The following is a 20,350-nucleotide window of genomic DNA, read 5'->3' as shown; positions in this document are numbered from 1 at the left end:
TTTTATGCAAGTGCTGCAGCCAGCACATCCTCCATGCTCTTCATATAGAGAATGGTCAGTCCCTTTGTGATTTCCCGGGAGAGCTCCGCAATATCCGCGCGGTTCTTCTCCGGCACCAGAACAGTCTCCATGTGAGCCATTTTCGCCGCCAGGATCTTCTCCTTCAGGCCGCCGATCGGAAGTACACGGCCGCGCAGCGTGATCTCGCCGGTCATGGCTACTTTAGCCAAGACCTTGCGGTTAACAACGGCTGAGAACATGGCGGTTGCCATGGTAATTCCTGCTGACGGGCCGTCCTTCGGAACTGCTCCCTCCGGGATATGAATATGGATGTCATGCTTTGCAAAATAATCATCCGGCACATCGTACTGCGGACAGATGGAGCGCACGTAAGTCAATGCAGTCATGGCAGATTCCTTCATGACATCGCCCATCTGGCCGGTAAGCTTTAACTCGCCCTTACCCGGCATGACATTCACCTCGATCTGAAGGGTGTCACCGCCCACACTGGTCCATGCAAGTCCCCGGACAATACCAACCTGATCCTCCTCATTGGCATCCTCAAAGGTAATCTTTTCCTTGCCAAGATATTTTTCCAGATTGGATTCTGTCACACGGATGTGCTCTTTTTTATGCTCCAGGTACTCTCTTGCCGTCTTTCTGCAGATTTCTCCTATGCGGCGCTCGAGATTTCGGACACCGGCTTCACGGGTATAATTATGGATGATCTTTTTCAGCGCGGAATCTGAGATTACCAGCTGGTCTTTCTTCAGGCCGCAGCGGTCTTTCTGCTTCTCCACCAGGTAATTGCGGGCAATATGGAACTTCTCATTTTCTGTATAGCTGTTGACCTCAATGACCTCCATACGGTCTAACAGCGGTCCCGGAATAGTCTGGGTCGTATTGGCTGTGGCAATAAACAGTACATTGGAAAGATCGATCGGAAGCTCCACATAATGATCGCGGAACTTCACGTTCTGTTCGCCGTCCAGGACCTCCAGGAGAGCAGAGGACGTATCTCCCTTGTAGTCACTGCTGACCTTATCAATCTCATCCAAAAGCATCAGCGGATTGGATACACCTGCCTGGCGCAGTCCGTCTACCAGACGTCCCGGCATGGCCCCAACGTAGGTCTTTCTGTGGCCGCGGATTTCCGCTTCATCATGGACGCCGCCCAAGCTGATGCGCACATACTTTTTATTCAGGGCCCTGGCTACAGAGCGGGCAATAGACGTTTTTCCCGTTCCCGGAGGTCCCACCAGGCAGATGATCGGGCTGTTGCCCTTCTTTGCCAGAACGCGGACCGCAAGATACTCCAGCACCCGCTCTTTCACCTGCTCGAGACCATAATGGTCCTCCTCCAGGATCTGCTTTGCATGCCTGATATCGTTGTTGTCCTTCGATATTTTATTCCACGGAAGCTCCAGCAGGGTCTCGATATAGGTGCGGATGACATTGCTCTCCTGACCACCGCCCGGCATACCCTTTAAGCGGTCAATCTCCTTCTGGAGCTTCTCCTTGACCTCTTTATCTGCCTTTAAAGATGCCAGCTGCTTTTCGTACTCATCTGCATCCGATAAAGGATCCTCGCCAAGCTCCTCCCGGATTACCTTCAACTGCTCCCGCAAAATGTAATCCTTCTGGTTTTTGTCAATATTCTCCTTAACCTTTTCCTGCAGCTCCCTGTGGATCTGGGATACCTCAATCTCATGGATCAGATTTGAGAGCAGTACCTCGTACTGGCCTGCCAGCGTAGCCTCTTCCAGATATGCCTGCCGGATCCTGTAATCCCACGGAAGGTCACTGGCCATCTTAAGCATCAAACTCTCGAGATCTTCACAGACCATCATGCCAGGCAGGATCTCCTTGGCAAATTTCGGATGCTGGTGTCCATAGGATTCCAGCTTTTCTTTCAGGATGCGGGACATAGCCTCCGCTGCAGCACCGTCAACATCTGCCTCCTGTTCCTGCGTAAACAGGACTTCGCCCATCAGGGACGGCTCTGTGCTGTCAAGATCAAGAAGCTCAGCGCGTTCCTGGCCTTCTGCCATGACGCGGACTATGCCGCCCGGCATTTTTACAAGCTGCTTTATGTAAGAAACCGTGCCAATGTGGTAAAGCTGATCCAGAGACGGATCCATGATTTCCGGATCCTTCTGTGCCACCAGGCAGACTCTCTGGTCACCGACCATCGCCTTTTCCACAGCCGCGATCGATTTCTTTCGGCTGATATCAAAGCTGATGGTCATCTCCGGAAGCATGGTAAGTCCCCGGAGGGCGATCACCGGCATGGTTATAATCTTTGTATCTTCCATCAGGTTCCTCCTAAATAGATATGAACAGACTGAAACATAAAAATGGGAGCTTATAGCTCCCATTCTCGCCATCCGGCATTATGCGATCTCGCCGGATGTTTCTTTCTTCAGTCTCTGGGAGAGTGTTTTGCGCGGCACAGCCGTATCCCGGTATACCAGCTCCGGCTCTCCTGTTTTGTCTACGACATCTTTGGTAATGGTGCAGATGCCGATATTATTGTCAGACGGGATCTCATACATCAGATCCATCATGACGGATTCCAGAATAGAACGAAGTCCTCTGGCTCCGGTTTTTCTCTCTACCGCAAGCTTTGCAACCTCTTCAATGGCTTCCGGGGTAAATTCCAGTTTAACGCCATCCAGCTCAAACAGCTTCTGATACTGCTTGGTCAGGGCATTCTTCGGCTCGGTCAGGATCCGGCTTAAGGAATGCACATCGAGAAGGTCCAGGGAAACCGTTACAGGTACACGGCCGATAAACTCCGGGATCAGGCCGAATTTCACAAGATCGTGCGGTTCTACCTGGCGTAAGAGCTCATCGATGTCGGTCTTGTTCTTGTCTAAGACCTCTGCGTTAAATCCAATAGAGCCGGCGCTTAAGCGGCTCTCGATGATGCGCTCCAGACCATCAAACGCTCCTCCGCAGATAAACAGAATATTGGTCGTATCGATCTGCAGAAGCTCCTGATGCGGATGCTTTCTTCCTCCCTGCGGCGGCACGCTGGCTACGGTTCCCTCGAGGATTTTTAAAAGTGCCTGCTGGACACCCTCACCGGATACATCACGGGTGATAGATACGTTCTCAGATTTCTTCGTGATCTTATCGATCTCATCCACGTAGATAATACCGTACTCCGCCTTGCTGATATCGTAATCTGCCGCCTGGATCAGCTTTAAGAGAATATTCTCAACATCCTCACCTACATAACCGGCCTCAGTCAGCGCGGTCGCATCCGCGATGGCAAATGGTACATTTAAGATTTTGGCCAGAGTCTGTGCCAGATAAGTCTTACCGGAACCAGTCGGTCCCAGCATAAGAATATTGCTCTTCTGCACATCCACATCACTGCCTGCACCGGAGGTGATACGTTTGTAGTGATTGTAAACCGCTACAGACAGTACCTTCTTGGCTGCATCCTGTCCAATGACATACTCATCCAGAAATGCCTTGATCTCCTTCGGCTTTAACAGGTTAATGCCAGCTAACGGAGATACCGGCTCCTTCTCTTCCTCCTCTTCCAGCTCCTCCGCGAGGATTTCTCCGCAGAGTTCAATACATTCGTCACAGATAAATACATTGTTGGAACCGGCAATCAGTTTTCTTACCTGATCCTGGGTCTTTCCGCAGAAAGAGCATCTGACCCTGTCATCTGTTCTTGTCGGCATAAAATAACACCTTGTCCTTTCCTGGTTGTAAGAATTCTTGAGCGTAAAGCAGCCTTAGTGCTTTGCGATCACCTGGTCGATCAAGCCATATTTTAAGGCTTCTTCCGCGGTCATGTAATTGTCGCGTTCCGTATCGCGGCAGATGACCTCGTAGGGCTGTCCGGTATTGGCTGCAAGAATCTCATTTAATTTCTTTTTGGTCTGCAGGATTTTCTCAGCAACGATCTGAATCTCGGTTGCCTGACCCTGAGCACCACCAGACGGCTGGTGGATCATAACCTCTGCATTCGGAAGCGCGAAACGTTTGCCCTTTGCGCCGCCGGCCAGAAGAAATGCACCCATGCTGGCTGCCATACCGATGCACACGGTAGATACATCGCATTTGATGTAATTCATGGTATCGTAGATGGCCATGCCGGCAGTCACGGATCCGCCCGGACTGTTGATGTATAAGTTAATATCCTTGCCCGGGTCCTCAGACTCCAGGAACAGAAGCTGAGCTACGATCAGGCTTGCGGAAACGTCAGTTACTTCTTCCCCAAGGAAAATAATTCTCTCTTTTAACAAGCGGGAATAGATATCGTAGGAGCGTTCTCCTCTGCTGGTCTGTTCAATTACATAAGGTACCAATGCCATCGTCAGATCCTCCTGTCTTTCATTACTGTCTTTTGCAATGATAGGTGCAGACTCCAGGTCTGGCCCGAAATCTGCACCTAGTCATAGTGTTAGTATTCCTATACTGGAAAATATTATACTAATTTAGCCTCAGCTACCAGGAAATCTACAGCCTCCTGAACAGCCATGTCAGCCTTCATCTGAGCCATTCCTGCCTCACCCATGATGGTCTTGATCTGCTCAGCGTCCATCTTGTAGTTCTCGGACATCTTCTTGATCTCAGCCTCAACTAACTCGTCAGACGGCTCGATCTTCTCTGCTGCTACAACAGCCTCGAGTACCAGGCGGGTACGCAGTCTTAACTCAGCCTGCGGACGCATCTGCTCCTGTAACTGCTCGATGGTGCTGCCGGTGAACTGCAGATACTGGTCAAAGCTGATGCCCTGGCTCTGCAGTCTGCGTGCGTAGTCCTCGATCATGTTGCGAACCTGCTCATCCACCATCGGTGCCGGAATATCCATCTGAGCGTTATCAACAACCTTCTGTACAACGTTGTTCTCGTTCTCAGCGGTAGCCTGTGCCTGCTTGGTCTCAGCCAGTTTGTTCTTAACGTCCTCTTTGTATGCGTCAAGAGTCTCGAACTCAGAAACCTCGCTTGCGAACTCATCGTTCAGCTCCGGAAGCTCTTTCATCTTGATCTCTTTGATCTTAACCTTGAAGGTTGCCGGCTTGCCAGCCAGCTCTGCTGCATGATACTCAGCCGGGAAGGTTACGTTTACTTCTACATCCTCACCGATGTTCTTGCCGATCAGCTGATCTTCAAAGGTATCGATGAAGGAATGGGAACCGATCACCAGAGTGTAGTCCTCAGCCTTTCCGCCCTCGAATGCCTTGCCATCTACAAAGCCCTCGAAGTCGATCACGGTCTGGTCACCGTCTGCAACTGCGCGGTCCTCAACGGATACCAGTCTGGAGTTCTGCTCCTGAACCTTCTTTAACTCTGCCTCTACGTCAGCGTCGGTTACTTCCGGTTTTGCTTTTTCTACTTCAATACCCTTGTACTCGCCCAGGGTTACCTCCGGCTTGGTAGCTACGGTTGCAACGTAGATGAAGGATTTGCCCTTTTCTACCTGCTCGATGGAGATTTCCGGTCTGGAAACGATCTCAAGACCGCTCTCTTTTGCAGCATCCGGATAAGAAGCGTTGATTGCCTCATCTACAGCATCCTCGTAAAATACGCCGACACCGTACATCTTCTCGATCATTGCCTGCGGTGCTTTGCCCTTACGGAAGCCAGGAATGTTAAACTTGTTTTTATTCTTGTTATAGGAAGTTTTAAGAGCTGCCTCAAACTGCTCTGCCGGTACTTCTACGGTTAATTTCGCCATGTTTTTTTCTAATTTTTCTACCTGTAAACTCATAATATGGGTTCCTCCTTACATCTATGTATGGCCGTCCCGGCAGGGCGCCACACTTCAATTCACCATTATAGCATAGACTTTTTATAATTACCAGTCCTATTTTTGCAATAACTTACGCATTTTTTCGATCACATATGGGTTTACCGGACGGATTTCCAGCTCCGGCCGTCCGAAATAATAACCCTGGAAGAGATCAGCTCCCAGAAGCAGCATAGTGTGAACCTCCTCGATCCGCTCCACACCCTCTGCAAGTACCAGGATATTGCGTTCCTTGCAGTAGTGGATCAGGTTTGCGGCAAGCTCCTGCTTGTCCCGGTTTTTATCGATTCCGCTGACCAGTCCCATATCCAGCTTTACAATGTTCACCTCCATATTCAGGAGCGTTCCCTCACTGCTGTATCCGCTTCCGAAATCATCCAGCGCGATCAAGCTTCCGGTCCGGCGGATGGTCTCCATTTTGAATTCCATATCACGGCTGCTAATGGCCTCTCCCTCCGTGATCTCCACGACAACATGTTTCAGAAAATCCGGATATTTCCGGAGCAGTTCATTCATGCAATCCGGGTCAAGAGATACATTGGCAATGGAATTGATGAAGATATGGCAGTCGGATGGTATTTCAGCCTTGTGTGTAAAAAGCCACCGGAAGGCGCCAACCCAGGTCAGTCGTTCAAACTGCGGAAGCTTTGCCTGACGCTTGGCCAGATTCAAAACCTCCTGGATATTTTTGAAATTCCTGGTTTCCGGACGCATCAGCAGCTCATATCCATACAGACTTCCGTCACGGCAGACGATCGGCTGTGCCGCAAATGGGACATCATCCTGCTCGAGAAGACGGTTGATCTCCTCCTGCCCGGACAAAAGATAGGAATTCTTCTGATAGCTTTCCAGATCAAATTCCTGAAGTACGCCCTTGGTACTGTGCTTTGCCATGTACATGGCAAAATCGGCATACCGGACAAGCGTTTCAAAATCACGGGCCTGGCGCGGATACCAGGTAACCCCCGCTGAGGCGCGCAGCGGAAGCTCATACTGGTCGGACACCTTCAGGCTGGCTGCGCACACTACGGTGCGCAGCTCACAAAGGATACCGCGTAGTTCTTCCTCACTGCTTCCGCAGAGAAACGCCATAAATTCATCGCCGGAATGGCGCTCTACCACAGCACCGTACCGGTTCAGGGTTTTCAGCTGATCTGCGAACAGACGGATATAGCGGTCTCCCATCTCATGACCATAGTTATCGTTGACATATTTCAGATTATCCAGATCCCACATCAGCATGGCACCGCAGCTGATCCTTCCGCTTTGCAGAAGCTTTAGCGTATTTCTGCGGAAGGCCGGCCGGTTATAAAGCTCTGTCAGCGGATCGTAGTCACGCTCCAACTCCAGACGTTTCTGGTACTCCAGTTCTTCTGTCACATCAAGCAGGACGCCTGTCTCATTGCCATTTTCCGCCCGGACGATTTTTAAGCGGAAATAGCGTTCCTTTCCGTTCGCCTTCAGATGATAAAGCCGGACATCCTGGTGCTCCTTAACCCCAGGCCCCAGGATCTGCATCATCTTCCGGAAGCCGGTCTCTTCCAGGTACGTATAATCCCGATCCGTCTGTTCAAGTCCGAGAAGCTCAAACAGAGTCCGGCTGCAGAATACCTTTTTCCGGTCTGGCAGATATTCAAATACGCCAATGGGAACACCGGAGCCTTCCAGGATCCTGGATATACGCAGGGCCGATTCCGCCACATCTGCGCTCAGATATTCAATCGCGTGGCTCAGCTCATCCAGCTCGCTGATATAGGTTGGCTGAAGATGGATCCGGGAATCATCCTCCGCAGAGCGCAGCTGGCAGATCAGCCTGCGGATCGGCAGGCTGAAGTACGTTCCATACATCAGGGCAAACAAAATCCCGGGGATCATGGCGAACGCACAGCCGGAAAGAAGGCCGTTCAGAAGCTTTTGATAGAAGGAGCGCATCACGCTCTGACGCCTGAGCACCACGATCTGCCAGCTCGTTCTGTAAAACGCGGAATCGCGCCCATATACCGGAAGCTCCCTGGATGCAAGATACCACCAGTCTCCGTTCTGATCCTGTGTTTTCTGAATGTCATTCCACCTGGTGGCAGTCCCGCCGATTCCGTTCATGCCTTCAAAGGACCGGTGAAAGGACATACCGTACGTCAGGACCGGGGTCAGGACCGTTTCATTTTCTCCCCTTTTCGCGAGCATCAGGATGGTGTCCTCATCTTTGTGAAGCAGTTCATTTTTCAGAAGTGAATAAATCTGCTCCTTCAGCATGGTTCCGCCGAGAACACCGATCACCGTGCCGTCTTCTGCTGTCAGCGGTATAGAGTAACTGACCCCGTCCGTATCTGCCTGCAGTGCGCCGGATATGGGCCCCAGGAAGGCAAAGCGAGCAATATTACCTTTGAGCTTCTGTCCCTTTGTCAGAAAATACGGATTGTAAAAGCCAGATCCTATCTCTTCTGACATGTCAAAATCAAGCTTCCAGTCGCTGGCCAATGGAATCTTAAACTGCTTTGAGATAACAGCAGCGCCACGGGAAAGCTGGAGATCGGAATTATCCGCGGCAAAGCTGCTGCTGTCCGTATCCAGCACGGAAATACCGGCCTGATGGCCTTCGGCACTCTGCTGTGCAGAGGGACCGTCCAGGACCACATAAATACTGTTGCCATAGCTTCGGTGGAGCAGTTCCAGGACATCCGGCATGATTTCCCCTATGATCCGCTCATTGAGCTCCCAGTCATGGGAAATGTCTGATGCTTTTTTCCCCTCTTCCTTAAGGACACTCTGGATCGTTGTCTGGATCGTCACCGAGCTTCGGATGTCATTCATCCAGTGCTGCAGCACCTCCCGCTCCAGAAGAAGCCCGCTGTTTTCCACATCCTTTTTCAATGAACGGAGTTCTGTCTGATAAAGGCCTTGGGCAACATTTCCGGTGGATAGAAATGCCATCATGAAAATAGTCTGAAAAATCAGGATCAGACAAAATGGAATCACAAGCCTCCACTTCATAGACCGTGTTTTTTTCATACGCTCAACCTCATCACTTCAAATTTATAAGCTGCGCTTTTGTGTCTTCACACCAGCTTTCAAATGCCTCTTCTGTATTGCATTCCGAAACCGCTGCCTCCAGGGACATCCCGGAGCTTATGAGCTCCAGAACCTTTTGCCGGTCTGACATGGCACGTTCCGGCAGTGTAGAATCAATCACCTTTCTCGCATCCTGGGCGCCGGGAAACGGAGTTGTCGTATAAAGACGATATTCCTTAACCTGCGGGATCGCTGTTTTCAGCATAGTCTCTACATTCGGGTCGAGTTCCAGGTTATGCTCCTTCATGCAGGAAATGCATCGCTCCACATCACTGGCAGTTTTTGTTACCGGAAGATATCCGGATGCCATACAGAATGGGATATTGTTTTCTTCCCTGGTCAGCCATTTTAAAAATGTGACAACGGCTTTTTCTTTTTTCTCATCCGTGCGGAACATAACCGCACCGGCTCCCTGCTGGACTGCGCAGGAAGACGCTCCCGCAAAGCCGGGCAGCGGGAGGATGTCACACCGGATTGTCTCGGTCGAGCCATCATCATAAGTCACCTGATCCGGCGCATAGACAGCTCCGCTGGAAGATCCGACATAGGCGATCAGCTTTCCTGTTTTCAGGTCATCGCTGCGGAATCTCCCCTCCTCCAGATAATAACCGCTGATGTAAGGCACATAGAAGTTATCCCAGAGGCGGCGCATAGTGTCCGGATCCACATCCACGGATATACTTCCGTTTTCACCGGAATAAATAGTATGTCCGAGCTGATGACTTCCAATGAGAATATAATTTGCGAAGGAATCGCGCCCAAAGAAGGCCTGGCCGTCATTGGGTGTCTCCGTCTTTGCATCGGTCCATTCATAATATGCTTTTGCTGTCTGAGCAAGTCCCTCCCATGTGGAAAGCTCCTCCAGTGAAGCACCGGTCTCGCTGGCAAACGGTTCCCAGGCGGTACTGTTGATCGTCAGCACTTCCGTTGATTTGGCCACCGGAAAAATCATCATGGCCGCATTGGTTCCAAAATTACCTTCCTCCAGATAGCCTGAAATATAGCTGTCATACTCCTCATCCGTCAGATAAGGACGAAAGTCCGAAATTTTATCCTTTTTCCAGAGGTCATATGCCGCGTCCGCATAGGCAGAGCAGAAATCCGGAAGCGGATCACTTCCGGTCTTTCCGTCCGTACTGTCACGCACCGCATCCTCAAGTTCCGATACGCTTCCTTTGCTGACAGATTCCACCACGATTTTCTGTTCCAGCCCAACCGTATCATTGAACTCCTGTACAAGTCGGTCCATCTCCTCTTTCTGTGCCCCATTGTAATAGTTCCACATCGTGATCTGTACCGGTGTGTTACTTTTCACCTTTTCTGCGCCGCTACAGGCAGTAAGCACCGCCGTGCCAAGCAAAGCCGTACAGAAATAATGCCTGATATGCTTCATGATCTGATTTTCGTCCTCTCTGTCCTGTATTATTTACGTGATTCCCACCATCCGGTGACATCTCGTTTTCAAACAGCTGCAGTCCGCAGAGACAGCACGGACTGTAACAAAAACACTCTTATCATAACACATCCTCTTCCGCTTTCCAACATTTTCGTGTATACTTCATGTAAAACAAAGAAAGGAAATCACTGTATTTTTTATATAATATCACAAAATACAGTCCGGGAAATATTCTTATGGAAATTGAAAGAAAGTATCTGGTCACTGCACCGCCCTCAGACTATGACACCTGGGAGGCCGTTCAGATGGAGCAGGCTTATCTCTGCACCGAGCCGGTTGTACGCGTCCGCAGGGAAAATGATTCCTATGTGCTCACCTATAAATCAAAAGGGCTCCTTGCGCGGGAGGAGTACAATCTTCCGCTTACAAAGGAAGCCTATGAGCATCTGCTCTCAAAGGCCGATGGCATCATCATCACAAAGACACGCTATAAAAAGCCGATCAGCGGAACCGGGCTTGTGATCGAGCTCGATGTTTTTTCCGGGACCTATAAAGGGCTGATGCTGGCGGAGGTAGAATTTCCGAATATCGAAGCGGCGGAGCACTTTGTGCCTCCGTCCTGGTTCGGGGAAGATGTAACCTTCTCCGGAAAATACCAGAACAGCAGGCTGAGCCAGACGCGCTGAAAGGACAACGAAAAAGAAGCAGGGAGTTCTGCTGCAAAACTGCAGAACTCCCTGCTTTTTTCGATACGTGATCATAAAAGATTACTTCTTCGCGATGTATTTGCGGATATCCAGTGCAATCGCTACGATGATAACGATACCCTGTACAATGTACTGATAGTTGGTCGGGATTCCAAGGAACTGCATGGAGGATTTCAGCAGCTCGAATACGAGAACACCGATGACAACACCGGAGATACGGCCGATACCACCGTTTACGGATACACCGCCGATGGTGCAGGCTGCGATTGCCTCCAGCTCGTAACCCTGACCCATGTTAACGCTGGCACCGCCGGCCTTTGCGCCGAGAAGGAAGCCTGCGATCGCATACAGAGCGGCTGCGGTTACGTAGATGATGATCTTGGTTTTCTTTACGTTAACGCCGGAAACCTCAGCAGCAGCCTCATTGCCGCCGATCGCGTACATGTATTTGCCATGACGGGTATAGTTAAATACGAACCACATGATCAGACCGATCACAAATGCAATGATGAACATATACGGAAGCTGTCCGAACAGCTTGCCGGTTGCGATTGCGGTATATGCCTTACGATAGCCGCCAAGCGGTGTTGCGTTGGTATAAACCAGGCAGATACCATAGACAGCCAGCTGCATGCCCAGGGTACCGATGAAAGCCGGTACATTCAGGTAAGCGATTACAATACCGTTGATCAGGCCAAAGATGGCACAGATCAGGACACATAACAGCAGGACTCCGAATACTGGCATATCGCCCAGGTTCGGGAAAAACTTACCGCTGTAGTCTGCGGTCTGAAGTAAGGTACCTGCGATACAGGAAGCAAGACCTACCATACGTCCTGCGGAAAGGTCCGTACCTTTCGTGATCAGACAGCCGCTGACGCCGAATGCAATGATGACGCGGGCTGCTGTGTTTACGGAAATATTGGATAAGTTGTTCCAGGAGAAGAAATTATCCTTCGTGATGCCGGTGAGCAGTACCAGCAGAAGCAGTACAATGATGATTCCATTGTCCAGCAGTGTTTTCTTAATATCGATATTTTTCTTATTCATGCTCGTATCCTCCTTAATTAAACTGAGTAGCCATACTCATGATATTCTCCTGAGTTGCTTCCTCTCCGGATACCTCACCGGTCAGCTTGCCGGCACACATTACCAGGATCCGGTGTGACATACCGATCAACTCCGGCATTTCGGAGGAGATCATGATGATCGATTTGCCCTGTCTGGTCAGCTCGATCATGATCTGGTAGATCTCATACTTAGCGCCGACATCGATACCACGGGTCGGCTCATCCATGATCAGCACGTCCGGATTGTTGGCCAGCCAGCGGGCAATGATGACCTTCTGCTGGTTTCCTCCGGAAAGAGACTGGATCAGCGTTTTGCTGCTCGGCGTCTTGATTCTCAGTTTTGCGACATTATCCTTTACAAGATCCTCGATCTTTTTGGTGTCAAGCATCGGGCCGATCTTCAGATAATTGTTCAGGGAGGAGATGGATACGTTATCTGCAATGGAAAGGCATCCAAGGATACCGGTTCCGCGGCGGTCCTCCGTGATCATTCCGATACCATCTCCGATCGCATCACGCGGTCTGGAAACCTGGATCGGTTTTCCGTGAACAAGCACCTCTCCACTCTTGATATGCCGCATTCCGAAAATAGCCTCCATCAGCTCGGTTCTCTGCGCTCCGACCAGTCCGCCAAAGCCCAGGATCTCACCCTTCTTTAACTGGAAGCTGATATGCTGGAAGGACCGCTCGTGGATGCTGCACAGATCCTTCACTTCAAGGATCACATCATCCTTGATGGTATCTTCCTTAGGCGGATATACATTGGTCAGCTCACGTCCTACCATCTGGCGGACGATTTCATCATCACTGATGTCTTTTACTTCCCAGGTACCAACATACGTGCCATCACGCATGATGGTAATATCATCGGCGATCTCACGGATCTCAGCCATCTTATGGGAGATGTAGATCATGGATACGCCTCTGGATCTAAGATCCCGGACAATACGGAACAGAGCGTCTACCTCGTTATCCGTAAGGGAAGACGTCGGCTCGTCCAGGATCACTACTTTCGCATTCATGGATACGGCCTTTGCGATCTCGACAGACTGCATCTGAGCAATAGAAAGCGTGCCAAGCTTTGCTTTCGGATCGTAAGGCATTTTGATATTTTCCAGCCATTTGGCTGCTTCTTCATTCATGGTCTTATGGTCAATGTACTTGAGCGGTCCCACCGATTTCAGCGGATAGCGGCCAAGATACATATTCTCCGCGATCGTCCGCTCCGGGATCGGCTGCAGTTCCTGATGAACCATAGCCAGTCCTTTGTGTAATGCATCATCCGGATTCAGGATCGTCATCTTTTCGCCATCCAGATAGATTTCACCTTCATCCATTTTATAAATTCCAAACAGGCATTTCATCAACGTTGATTTTCCGGCTCCGTTCTCTCCCATCAGTGCGTGAACAGTACCGGGACGGACTCTTAAGTTGATCCCGTCAAGGGCTTTGACACCCGGGAAGCTTTTGCAGATTCCCTTCATTTCCAACCTGTACTCTGCCATCCCATTCTCTCCTTTCTGATTCCAGACCAGATTCAAAGCCGGTCTCTTTAAAAATCGGGTGTGTCAGACGACACACCCGAAGCATGAATCACTGTAAATCACAGGTCAGAGTCTGACTATTTGATGATGTCAAGAATATCCTTTGCATTGTCAGGAGTAACCTTTACATAGTCAACCATGTTAACCGGATCAACAGTCTCGCCGTTTAAGAACTTCACAGCCATGTCTGCTGCGGTCTTTGCCTGGCCCATGTAATCGTTGAATACGGTACCGGTCATCTTGCCCTCGGTGATATCCTGAACAGCCTCAGTCAGAGCGTCAACACCTACCAGATAGATATCCTCATTTACTTTTCTGCCTGCTGCATCGATCGCCTGCAGTGCGCCAAGTGCCATTGCATCGTTGTTACAGAAAACAACCTCGATCTTGTCGCCGAACTGGGTTAAAGCATCCTGAACGATCTGCTGGCCCTTTGCCTGATCCCAGTCACCTCTCTGAAGGAGAAGTTCTTCAACTTCCAGACCTGCATCGGTCAGTGCCTTTACAGAGAACTCGGTTCTGTACTGTGCATCTACGTTCTCCGGATCGCCCTGAACCATGATGTAGCTTACTTTGCCATCGCCGTTGATATCGCCCTTGTTAGCGGTCTCAACGATCTCTTCACCCTGATAGGTACCGGACTGTCTTGCATCTGCACCAACATAGGTTGCGCTGATGCTGTCAGAAGCCCATCTCTCTTCCTCTGCGGTATCCGGCTCACGGTTGATGTAAACAACCGGGATACCTGCATCCTTACACATATCGGTTACCTGCGGTGCGGAGGAAGCCTGTACCAGGTTCAGGATCATAACGTCAACGCCGGAAGCGATGAAGTTCTGGATCTGGTTTGTCTGCTCTGCCTGATCGCCCTTACCATCCTGGATGGTGATGTTTTCTTTCTTGAAGCCAAGCTCCTCGGTTAAATATCTCTCCAGCTCGGTACGGTACAGAGTCATGAAGTTATCATCGAATTTATAAATGGAAATGCCGACTTTCTTATCGGAAAAATCGCCGCCTGCTGCCTCTTTCACTTCTGCTGCGGTGGTCTCTGCCTCTTTTGCTGCCTCAGTAGTAGCGGCCTCGGTAGCTGCTGCGGTGGTCTCAGCCGGTTTGCTTCCGCCACATGCTGTCATGGACAGGATCATGCAGGATGCCATTGCCATTGCGGTTACTTTTTTAGTTAATTTCATAATGTAAATCCTCCCTTAAATAAAATTGTCATGTTTGTAAGTTTTTGTTTACTTTCTCCATCTGACAAGCTTATTATAATGGTGGATTGTGCATTTTTCCATAGGATTTTCTTTCCTGGATTATTGAATTTTTTCGATTATACAATTTTTTATGGATTTATTTTCTCTTTTACGACATTATTCTGCCGGCTCCAGTAATATTTTCCTTTGTCCAGCGTAATTTCGCCCGGAATTGGTTCACCCATTCCGGCTGCAGCGGCAATCGTAAAGATAGCATTCGCATAGCCGGTTTTATCCGACGACACAGTTCCCAGCATCTTTCCGCTCTGCACGGCATCCTGTCCCTGCGTAGTTCCGTCAATCCCCACAACGCTGATTTTCTTTCCTCCGGCACGGTCCAGGGCATCAATCGCTCCCAGAGCCATATCGTCGTTGTTGCTGAGAACTAGCTCAATCGTATCCGGATACAGCTCCAGCCACTGCTCCATCAGGGCCGAGGCCTGAGAGCGCTCCCAGTTGGCAATGCCTCCGGTGATTTTTTCAATAGGGACGCCCCGGTCCTTTAACGTCTGGACAGACCACTCTGTCCGGATCAGGGAATCCTGGTGATTGCTTTCTCCCTCCAGCAGTACATAGCTGATAACACCGTCCCCGTTTTTGTCCAGGGAAGCCGGATCCTTTTCATACTGGTCCGCCACGATTTCCGCCTCCAGTACCGCGGATTCTTTGGCATCCGCACCAACATAGTAAAGCCTGTCCCAGCGATCCATATCCTCCTCGACGGGCTGCCGGTTAAAAAACACTACCGGTATATCAGCAGCCGCTGCCGCATCTATGATCCCAGAGGAGGTTGTGCGGTCCACCGGATTGACACAGAGCGTATCACAGCCCAGCGATATAAAGCGTTCCACCTGCTTATTCTGGACGTACTGATTTCCCTTGGCATCCTGAATGTCCAGTGTCACCTTGATGCCCGTCTCCTGTTCATATTCCTTTGCCCTCTTTTCCAGCTCCGACCGGATATTACCGATAAAGGTATCATCTGCCCGGTACAGGCTTACTCCGATGCGGATCGCATGCTTCTTCTCTGAGACTGCTCCCGCACGGCAGCCGGAAAGCAATATGCAGGCCAGGGCCATGCAGGCCGCAGAAACTATCTTCCGGTCACATTTTTTCTTATTCCTGTGTTTTTTCATTACGAACCGCCTCCTACTCAATGGGATAAAGCATTTTCTCGAATTCCGGGCTGCGCAGGTCTTCTTTCCGGATATAATAGCTCTCCAGCACCGTTGCCTCTTCCGTTTTCTGATTGGACAAAATCTCCACGGCACGCCGGACGCTTAAGTATCCGGTACTGAAATCATCTGTCACACTAAGCCCGCTTATCACGCCGCGGTCCAGATAATTCAAAAGCGGCGTGGCAGTCCCGCGGCCGTACAGACCGCTGACATGCTCCGGATATACACTGCTATCGGCCAGGATCTGTGCCGTCTCAAGAAGCGTTTCCGCATCCAGGGCAATGATCACTGCCTGGGCGGATTCCGGGTAAACCAGCTCTTCCACGATCTTGCGGATGCTTCCGTCACCGTGACGCTCAAATTTCTTGATTTCACAGCCGCCCCCACGCAGAACCGATTCCACGCCATCCTGAAAATGCCGTCGGGCCGCCGATTTTCTGGAGCTGTAAAACAGATAATAAGGAATCTGGTTTCCATGCTCATTCAGAGCCTGTCTGGCAAGATTCTGTCCCATGGCATCGTAATCGGTGGAAACCACTGCTGATACCTTATCCCGCGGAAGCTCAGCATTGACAAGCACCAGCGGGATCTGTACCCGTTTATCCGCCAGGGCGGATTCCAGGGCAGATTCCTCCACAGGCATCACGATCAGTGCCCTCGCACCGTCCTGCTGTTCTCTTGCCATCCGCTCGATCTGCTGGGAAGCATCACCGCCCTCATACAGCGTGATCATGCTTACATCCGCATTCAGCTCAATGGCTGCCCGGTCCACGCCCTTCTTAAAATTCTGGTAAGACTCATCCGTCGTGTCATCCAGGATCACCGAAACCGGATAAATTTCGTTTTTCCGCTCCTTGATCAGAAGATCCGTAGAAGAAATCAGATACAGAAAGAGCAGTACGAACCCATAAATGACCCAGAGCCATGTATCCCGTTTTCTCATACCGTTTTCTCCTTTTCCTGAATTTCCCGGTAATCCACCGCCGGAAGATGGATGCGGATCGTGGTGCCCTCATCCGGCTCCGACTCAATAAACAGTCCGTATTCATTTCCGAAATACAGTCTTATCCGCTCATTCACATTTTTAACGCCGATCCCGGAGCCGCGCTTTGAGGAAACATGCGCGTGATCCGTCAGAAGATTTTCTACCTGTTCCTCCGTCATGCCAAGGCCGTTATCCAGCACGGTAAACCAAAGTCCGTCTTCCTTTTGTTCTGCTTTTATTTCAATGATGCCGTCCCCGTCCTTAAATTCCATGCCATGATAGATTGCGTTTTCCACAAGCGGCTGCAGCATCAGCTTCAGACTTGCATACCCCAGAACCTCCGGCGCCGCGTCAATGGTATAGGTGAACTTGTTCTTAAAACGCATCTGCTGGATCATCAGATAGTTGCGCACATGCTCTAATTCGTCCCGCACGGGAATGATACTCTTTCCCTTGCTTAAGCTGATGCGGAAGAAACGGGCCAGGGCCGTAACCACCCGGACCGCCTCCGACTTCTGTTCGTTCTCAATCATCCACACGATGATATCCAGGGTATTGTAAAGAAAATGCGGATTGATCTGGGACTGGAGCGTGTCAAATTCGCTTTTGCGCTTGGATTCATGCTCTGCCACAATGTCCTGCATCAGCACCTTGATCTGGCGCGCCATGTCACCTATGGAACGCCCCAGATGCCGGATCTCATAGGATCCGCCCTGATAAACCTCCACATCCAGGTTCCCGTTCTCCAGCGCGTTGACTGATTTTTCCAGCTCCCGGATCGGGATGGTAATGCGGGAGGAAATCGATGCATTGATGATCATCAGCATAAACAGGAACAGCGCGATCAGAAATACCATAAACAGTTTGGTCTTTAACGTATTCAGATAGCTTTCTTTTTCAGGTGTAACGCCCACCAGCTTCCAGCCTGTATAGCCCACCGATTTGACCGTCACATCCCGGATCTCGCCCTGATAGGACTCCCGGCAGTTGCCATCGCGGTAACCGGCAGCAGCCCGGAAATTTTCCTGCATCTGCCCCGCGTCGATCAGCTGCATCTGCGGGTGGTAGATCAGCTGTCCGCCCGGACTCACCAGATAAAGGTAGCCGTGATTTCCCATGGTGATGCTGTCTAACAGCTGCTTTAAGCTTCCATAGGTAATGTCGATCAGTAAAATACCCTGCTCGGCCGAAACGCCCTTCGTGATCTCCACCGCACGGGTCATGGTAATGACCCAGGTATACTGGTTTTCATCACTGTCAAAAATATACTGTACATGCGGCGTCGTAAAGTGCAGATTTTCCGTGCGCTCCAGCGTATCCGTAAACCAGTCCTCCGCTGTCACATCCAGCCCGGTCTTTAAGCGTGCTGCCGGAAAGGTATCGATCAGCTCTCCCTGCCTTGAAAACAGCGCAATATTAGACACACAGTCCCGGTTGTTATCGTAAAGAAGGTTCAGCTCGTTATGGATACTCTCCGTGGAAAGATCCGCATTCTTTATGACGTCATAATAGAGGGAATCCGACAGCTTCATAATGGTACGCAGGTAGGAATCTACCGAATGGTTTACCTGAGCCAGCATCGTCTGGTTTTCCTCCTGGATGGCCGCCGTCATCTGCCCTACCAGACGCCCGTAGAACGAAATCCCCATCAGGATCAGGGCCGTCAGCGCACTGATGGTGAAATACAGATAGATGGTAGAGCGGATGCTGACACGGCTGAAAAATTCCGTCAGTTTTTTCTTTGCCATAGCGCCTCCTCATCAGCCATTCTGGGTGCCGCGGTATTTCGTCGGTGAAATACCGAAGCGCTTCTTGAACACGTAGCTGAAATAATTCTGCTCCTGATATCCCACCTTCTGGGCAATCACATAGGTCTTGTCATCAGTCTCATTTAAGAGCTCCACTGCCTTCTGCAGACGCACCTCCGTCAGGTAGGCAATGTACGTCTGGCCCGTTACCTTGCGGAACATCGTGGAAAAATAAGCCGGACTCATATGAAGCTCCCGGCAGATCATTTCCACAGAAAGAGAGGGATCCTGATAATGGTTTTCAACGTAGCGCCGCGCTTCCAGGATCACCTTCTTGGTGGTATTGTCACGTTCCCGGTTTATGCCCTCATGGATCCTGAAAGATACACCCAGGATCCACGATTCAAATTTCTCCGGCTTTCCAATGGCTGCCTGGATATCCAGATACTGTTTTTCCGTATCAAAAATCTCACGGGTGGTGAGATCATACTGCTGCATCAGACGGGTCACGCAGTTAAACAGAGAAAGCATGTACAGCTGCTGCTGTCTGACATGTACCCGGGCATCATCCATGCGTGTCATCAGACTGTGTATGGTTTCCCGGATTTTTTCCTCCGGGCCGAATTTCACCGCTGTGATGAAATCATTTTCATCCGCATTGTCAAATTTCAGTTTGCCGCGGCTTACCGGTTCTACATCATTGATATAAATCGTCTGGCCCACACCGACAATACTCCGGTAGCCCAGTGCATCCACCGCAGACTGATACATCCGGCTGAGTTCGGAAAGCTTCTGGCAGCTGTGTCCCACCGCAATGGTCACCGTGACCTCCAGAACTCTCCGGCACTCCTTGCAGATATCTCCCAGGTGATCCAGAAGACCGGTCTGGGAATTGTTCTCATCAATGGCCGCGATCAGAGTAATGCCGGCCGACGAGTTAAAGATGGTAAACCGGCAGTAATCTCTTAAATGGTCCTCCGCGATCTGCCGCACGGAGATCGGGATCAGCTCCTTTTGCAGGGCGTTCGGTCCTTCCGCGTTCTCTGCCTCAATATGGATCAGCGCCGTCAGCCATTTTTTTGCATGAAGAATGTCTACACTGTATTCCTTAAGCTTCTCTTCGATCATACCGGAATCGGCAGTTCCCCTCATCAGATCGTTTAAGAATACCGCACGGAGGATCGGCAGACTTTTCTGATAGCTCTCCCGCAGAAGAGCCGCATCGCGCCGCTGGCTGATCTCCTCATCCAAATTTTTTCTGACCCGGGTGAGGATTTCAGAAAGCTCCTCCACGTTCACCGGTTTTAAAATATACTCCGTCACGTTCAGCTTAATGGCCTGCTGCGCATACTCAAAGTCATCGAAGCCGGAAAAGATCAGCACCTTCATGGACGGGTACTTCTGCCGGATCCGTTCTGTCAGCGCCAGACCGTCCATAAACGGCATACGGATATCCGTCATGACTACCTCCGGCTCCAGCTGTTCAATCTTTTCCAATGCCTCTGCTCCGTTCTCTGCATCTCCGACCACCTCAAACCCCAGGTGATTCCAGTCAATCTTTCGTATGATGCCCTTGCGCACTTCCTCCTCATCGTCCACAAGGATGATCCGATATAAGTTCATGATC

Annotated in this window: 14 protein-coding genes; 1 reads left to right on the top strand and 13 read right to left on the bottom strand. The window is 50.4% G+C overall.

Annotated features, from left to right (window positions below; translation table 11 throughout):
- Positions 1-2: 2 nt before the first annotated feature.
- The 6 genes from lon to DW819_RS00760 form a co-directional block, all read right to left on the bottom strand.
- Positions 3-2,315, bottom strand: coding sequence for an endopeptidase La (gene lon, locus DW819_RS00785; protein ID WP_118731633.1), 2,313 nt, complete (start codon positions 2,313-2,315; stop codon positions 3-5).
- 78 nt (positions 2,316-2,393) lie between these two features.
- Positions 2,394-3,701: an ATP-dependent Clp protease ATP-binding subunit ClpX gene (clpX, locus tag DW819_RS00780; protein ID WP_118731632.1), complete on the bottom strand. Its 1,308-nt coding sequence runs from the start codon at positions 3,699-3,701 to the stop codon at positions 2,394-2,396.
- Positions 3,702-3,755: 54 nt separating this feature from the next.
- The gene (gene clpP, locus DW819_RS00775) at positions 3,756-4,376 is read right to left on the bottom strand and encodes an ATP-dependent Clp endopeptidase proteolytic subunit ClpP (protein WP_279220323.1); all 621 of its coding nucleotides are present in this window, start codon (positions 4,374-4,376) and stop codon (positions 3,756-3,758) included.
- Positions 4,377-4,450: 74 nt separating this feature from the next.
- Positions 4,451-5,737, bottom strand: coding sequence for a trigger factor (gene tig / locus DW819_RS00770; protein ID WP_118731631.1), 1,287 nt, complete (start codon positions 5,735-5,737; stop codon positions 4,451-4,453).
- A gap of 96 nt (positions 5,738-5,833) precedes the next feature.
- Positions 5,834-8,785, bottom strand: a complete 2,952-nt coding sequence (locus DW819_RS00765; protein WP_118731630.1) for an EAL domain-containing protein — start codon at positions 8,783-8,785, stop codon at positions 5,834-5,836.
- 13 nt (positions 8,786-8,798) lie between these two features.
- A complete protein-coding gene (locus DW819_RS00760) occupies positions 8,799-10,238 on the bottom strand; it encodes an extracellular solute-binding protein (protein WP_118731629.1) in 1,440 nt (479 codons plus the stop codon).
- A 239-nt stretch (positions 10,239-10,477) separates the two neighbouring features.
- Between DW819_RS00760 and DW819_RS00755 the strand changes: the two genes are divergently transcribed.
- Positions 10,478-10,927: a CYTH domain-containing protein gene (locus DW819_RS00755; RefSeq protein WP_118731628.1), complete on the top strand. Its 450-nt coding sequence runs from the start codon at positions 10,478-10,480 to the stop codon at positions 10,925-10,927.
- Positions 10,928-11,008: 81 nt separating this feature from the next.
- Here DW819_RS00755 and DW819_RS00750 read toward each other — a convergent pair whose 3' ends face one another.
- The 7 genes from DW819_RS00750 to DW819_RS00720 all read right to left on the bottom strand — a co-directional run bounded on the left by DW819_RS00750 (position 11,009) and on the right by DW819_RS00720 (position 20,346).
- A complete protein-coding gene (locus tag DW819_RS00750) occupies positions 11,009-11,998 on the bottom strand; it encodes a beta-methylgalactoside transporter (protein ID WP_118731627.1) in 990 nt (329 codons plus the stop codon).
- A gap of 13 nt (positions 11,999-12,011) precedes the next feature.
- A complete protein-coding gene (locus tag DW819_RS00745) occupies positions 12,012-13,523 on the bottom strand; it encodes a sugar ABC transporter ATP-binding protein (protein WP_118731626.1) in 1,512 nt (503 codons plus the stop codon).
- A gap of 116 nt (positions 13,524-13,639) precedes the next feature.
- The gene (locus DW819_RS00740) at positions 13,640-14,752 is read right to left on the bottom strand and encodes a galactose ABC transporter substrate-binding protein (RefSeq protein ID WP_118532386.1); all 1,113 of its coding nucleotides are present in this window, start codon (positions 14,750-14,752) and stop codon (positions 13,640-13,642) included.
- 149 nt (positions 14,753-14,901) lie between these two features.
- Positions 14,902-15,948: a galactose ABC transporter substrate-binding protein gene (locus tag DW819_RS00735; protein WP_118731625.1), complete on the bottom strand. Its 1,047-nt coding sequence runs from the start codon at positions 15,946-15,948 to the stop codon at positions 14,902-14,904.
- A 13-nt stretch (positions 15,949-15,961) separates the two neighbouring features.
- On the bottom strand, positions 15,962-16,933 hold the full coding sequence (locus tag DW819_RS00730; RefSeq protein ID WP_118731624.1) for a substrate-binding domain-containing protein: 972 nt from the start codon (positions 16,931-16,933) through the stop codon (positions 15,962-15,964).
- On the bottom strand, positions 16,930-18,723 hold the full coding sequence (locus DW819_RS00725) for a sensor histidine kinase (RefSeq protein WP_118731623.1): 1,794 nt from the start codon (positions 18,721-18,723) through the stop codon (positions 16,930-16,932). Before DW819_RS00725 ends, DW819_RS00730 begins: the two co-directional genes overlap by 4 nt.
- 12 nt (positions 18,724-18,735) lie before the next feature.
- The gene (locus DW819_RS00720) at positions 18,736-20,346 is read right to left on the bottom strand and encodes a response regulator (RefSeq protein ID WP_118731622.1); all 1,611 of its coding nucleotides are present in this window, start codon (positions 20,344-20,346) and stop codon (positions 18,736-18,738) included.
- Positions 20,347-20,350: the final 4 nt, after the last annotated feature.

This window comes from Clostridium sp. AM33-3 (genome assembly GCF_003480315.1).
GTDB lineage: Bacteria > Bacillota > Clostridia > Lachnospirales > Lachnospiraceae > Brotaphodocola.
The sequence above is the reverse complement of the archived record's forward strand: the minus strand, read 5'-3'. Positions and strand labels throughout refer to the sequence as shown.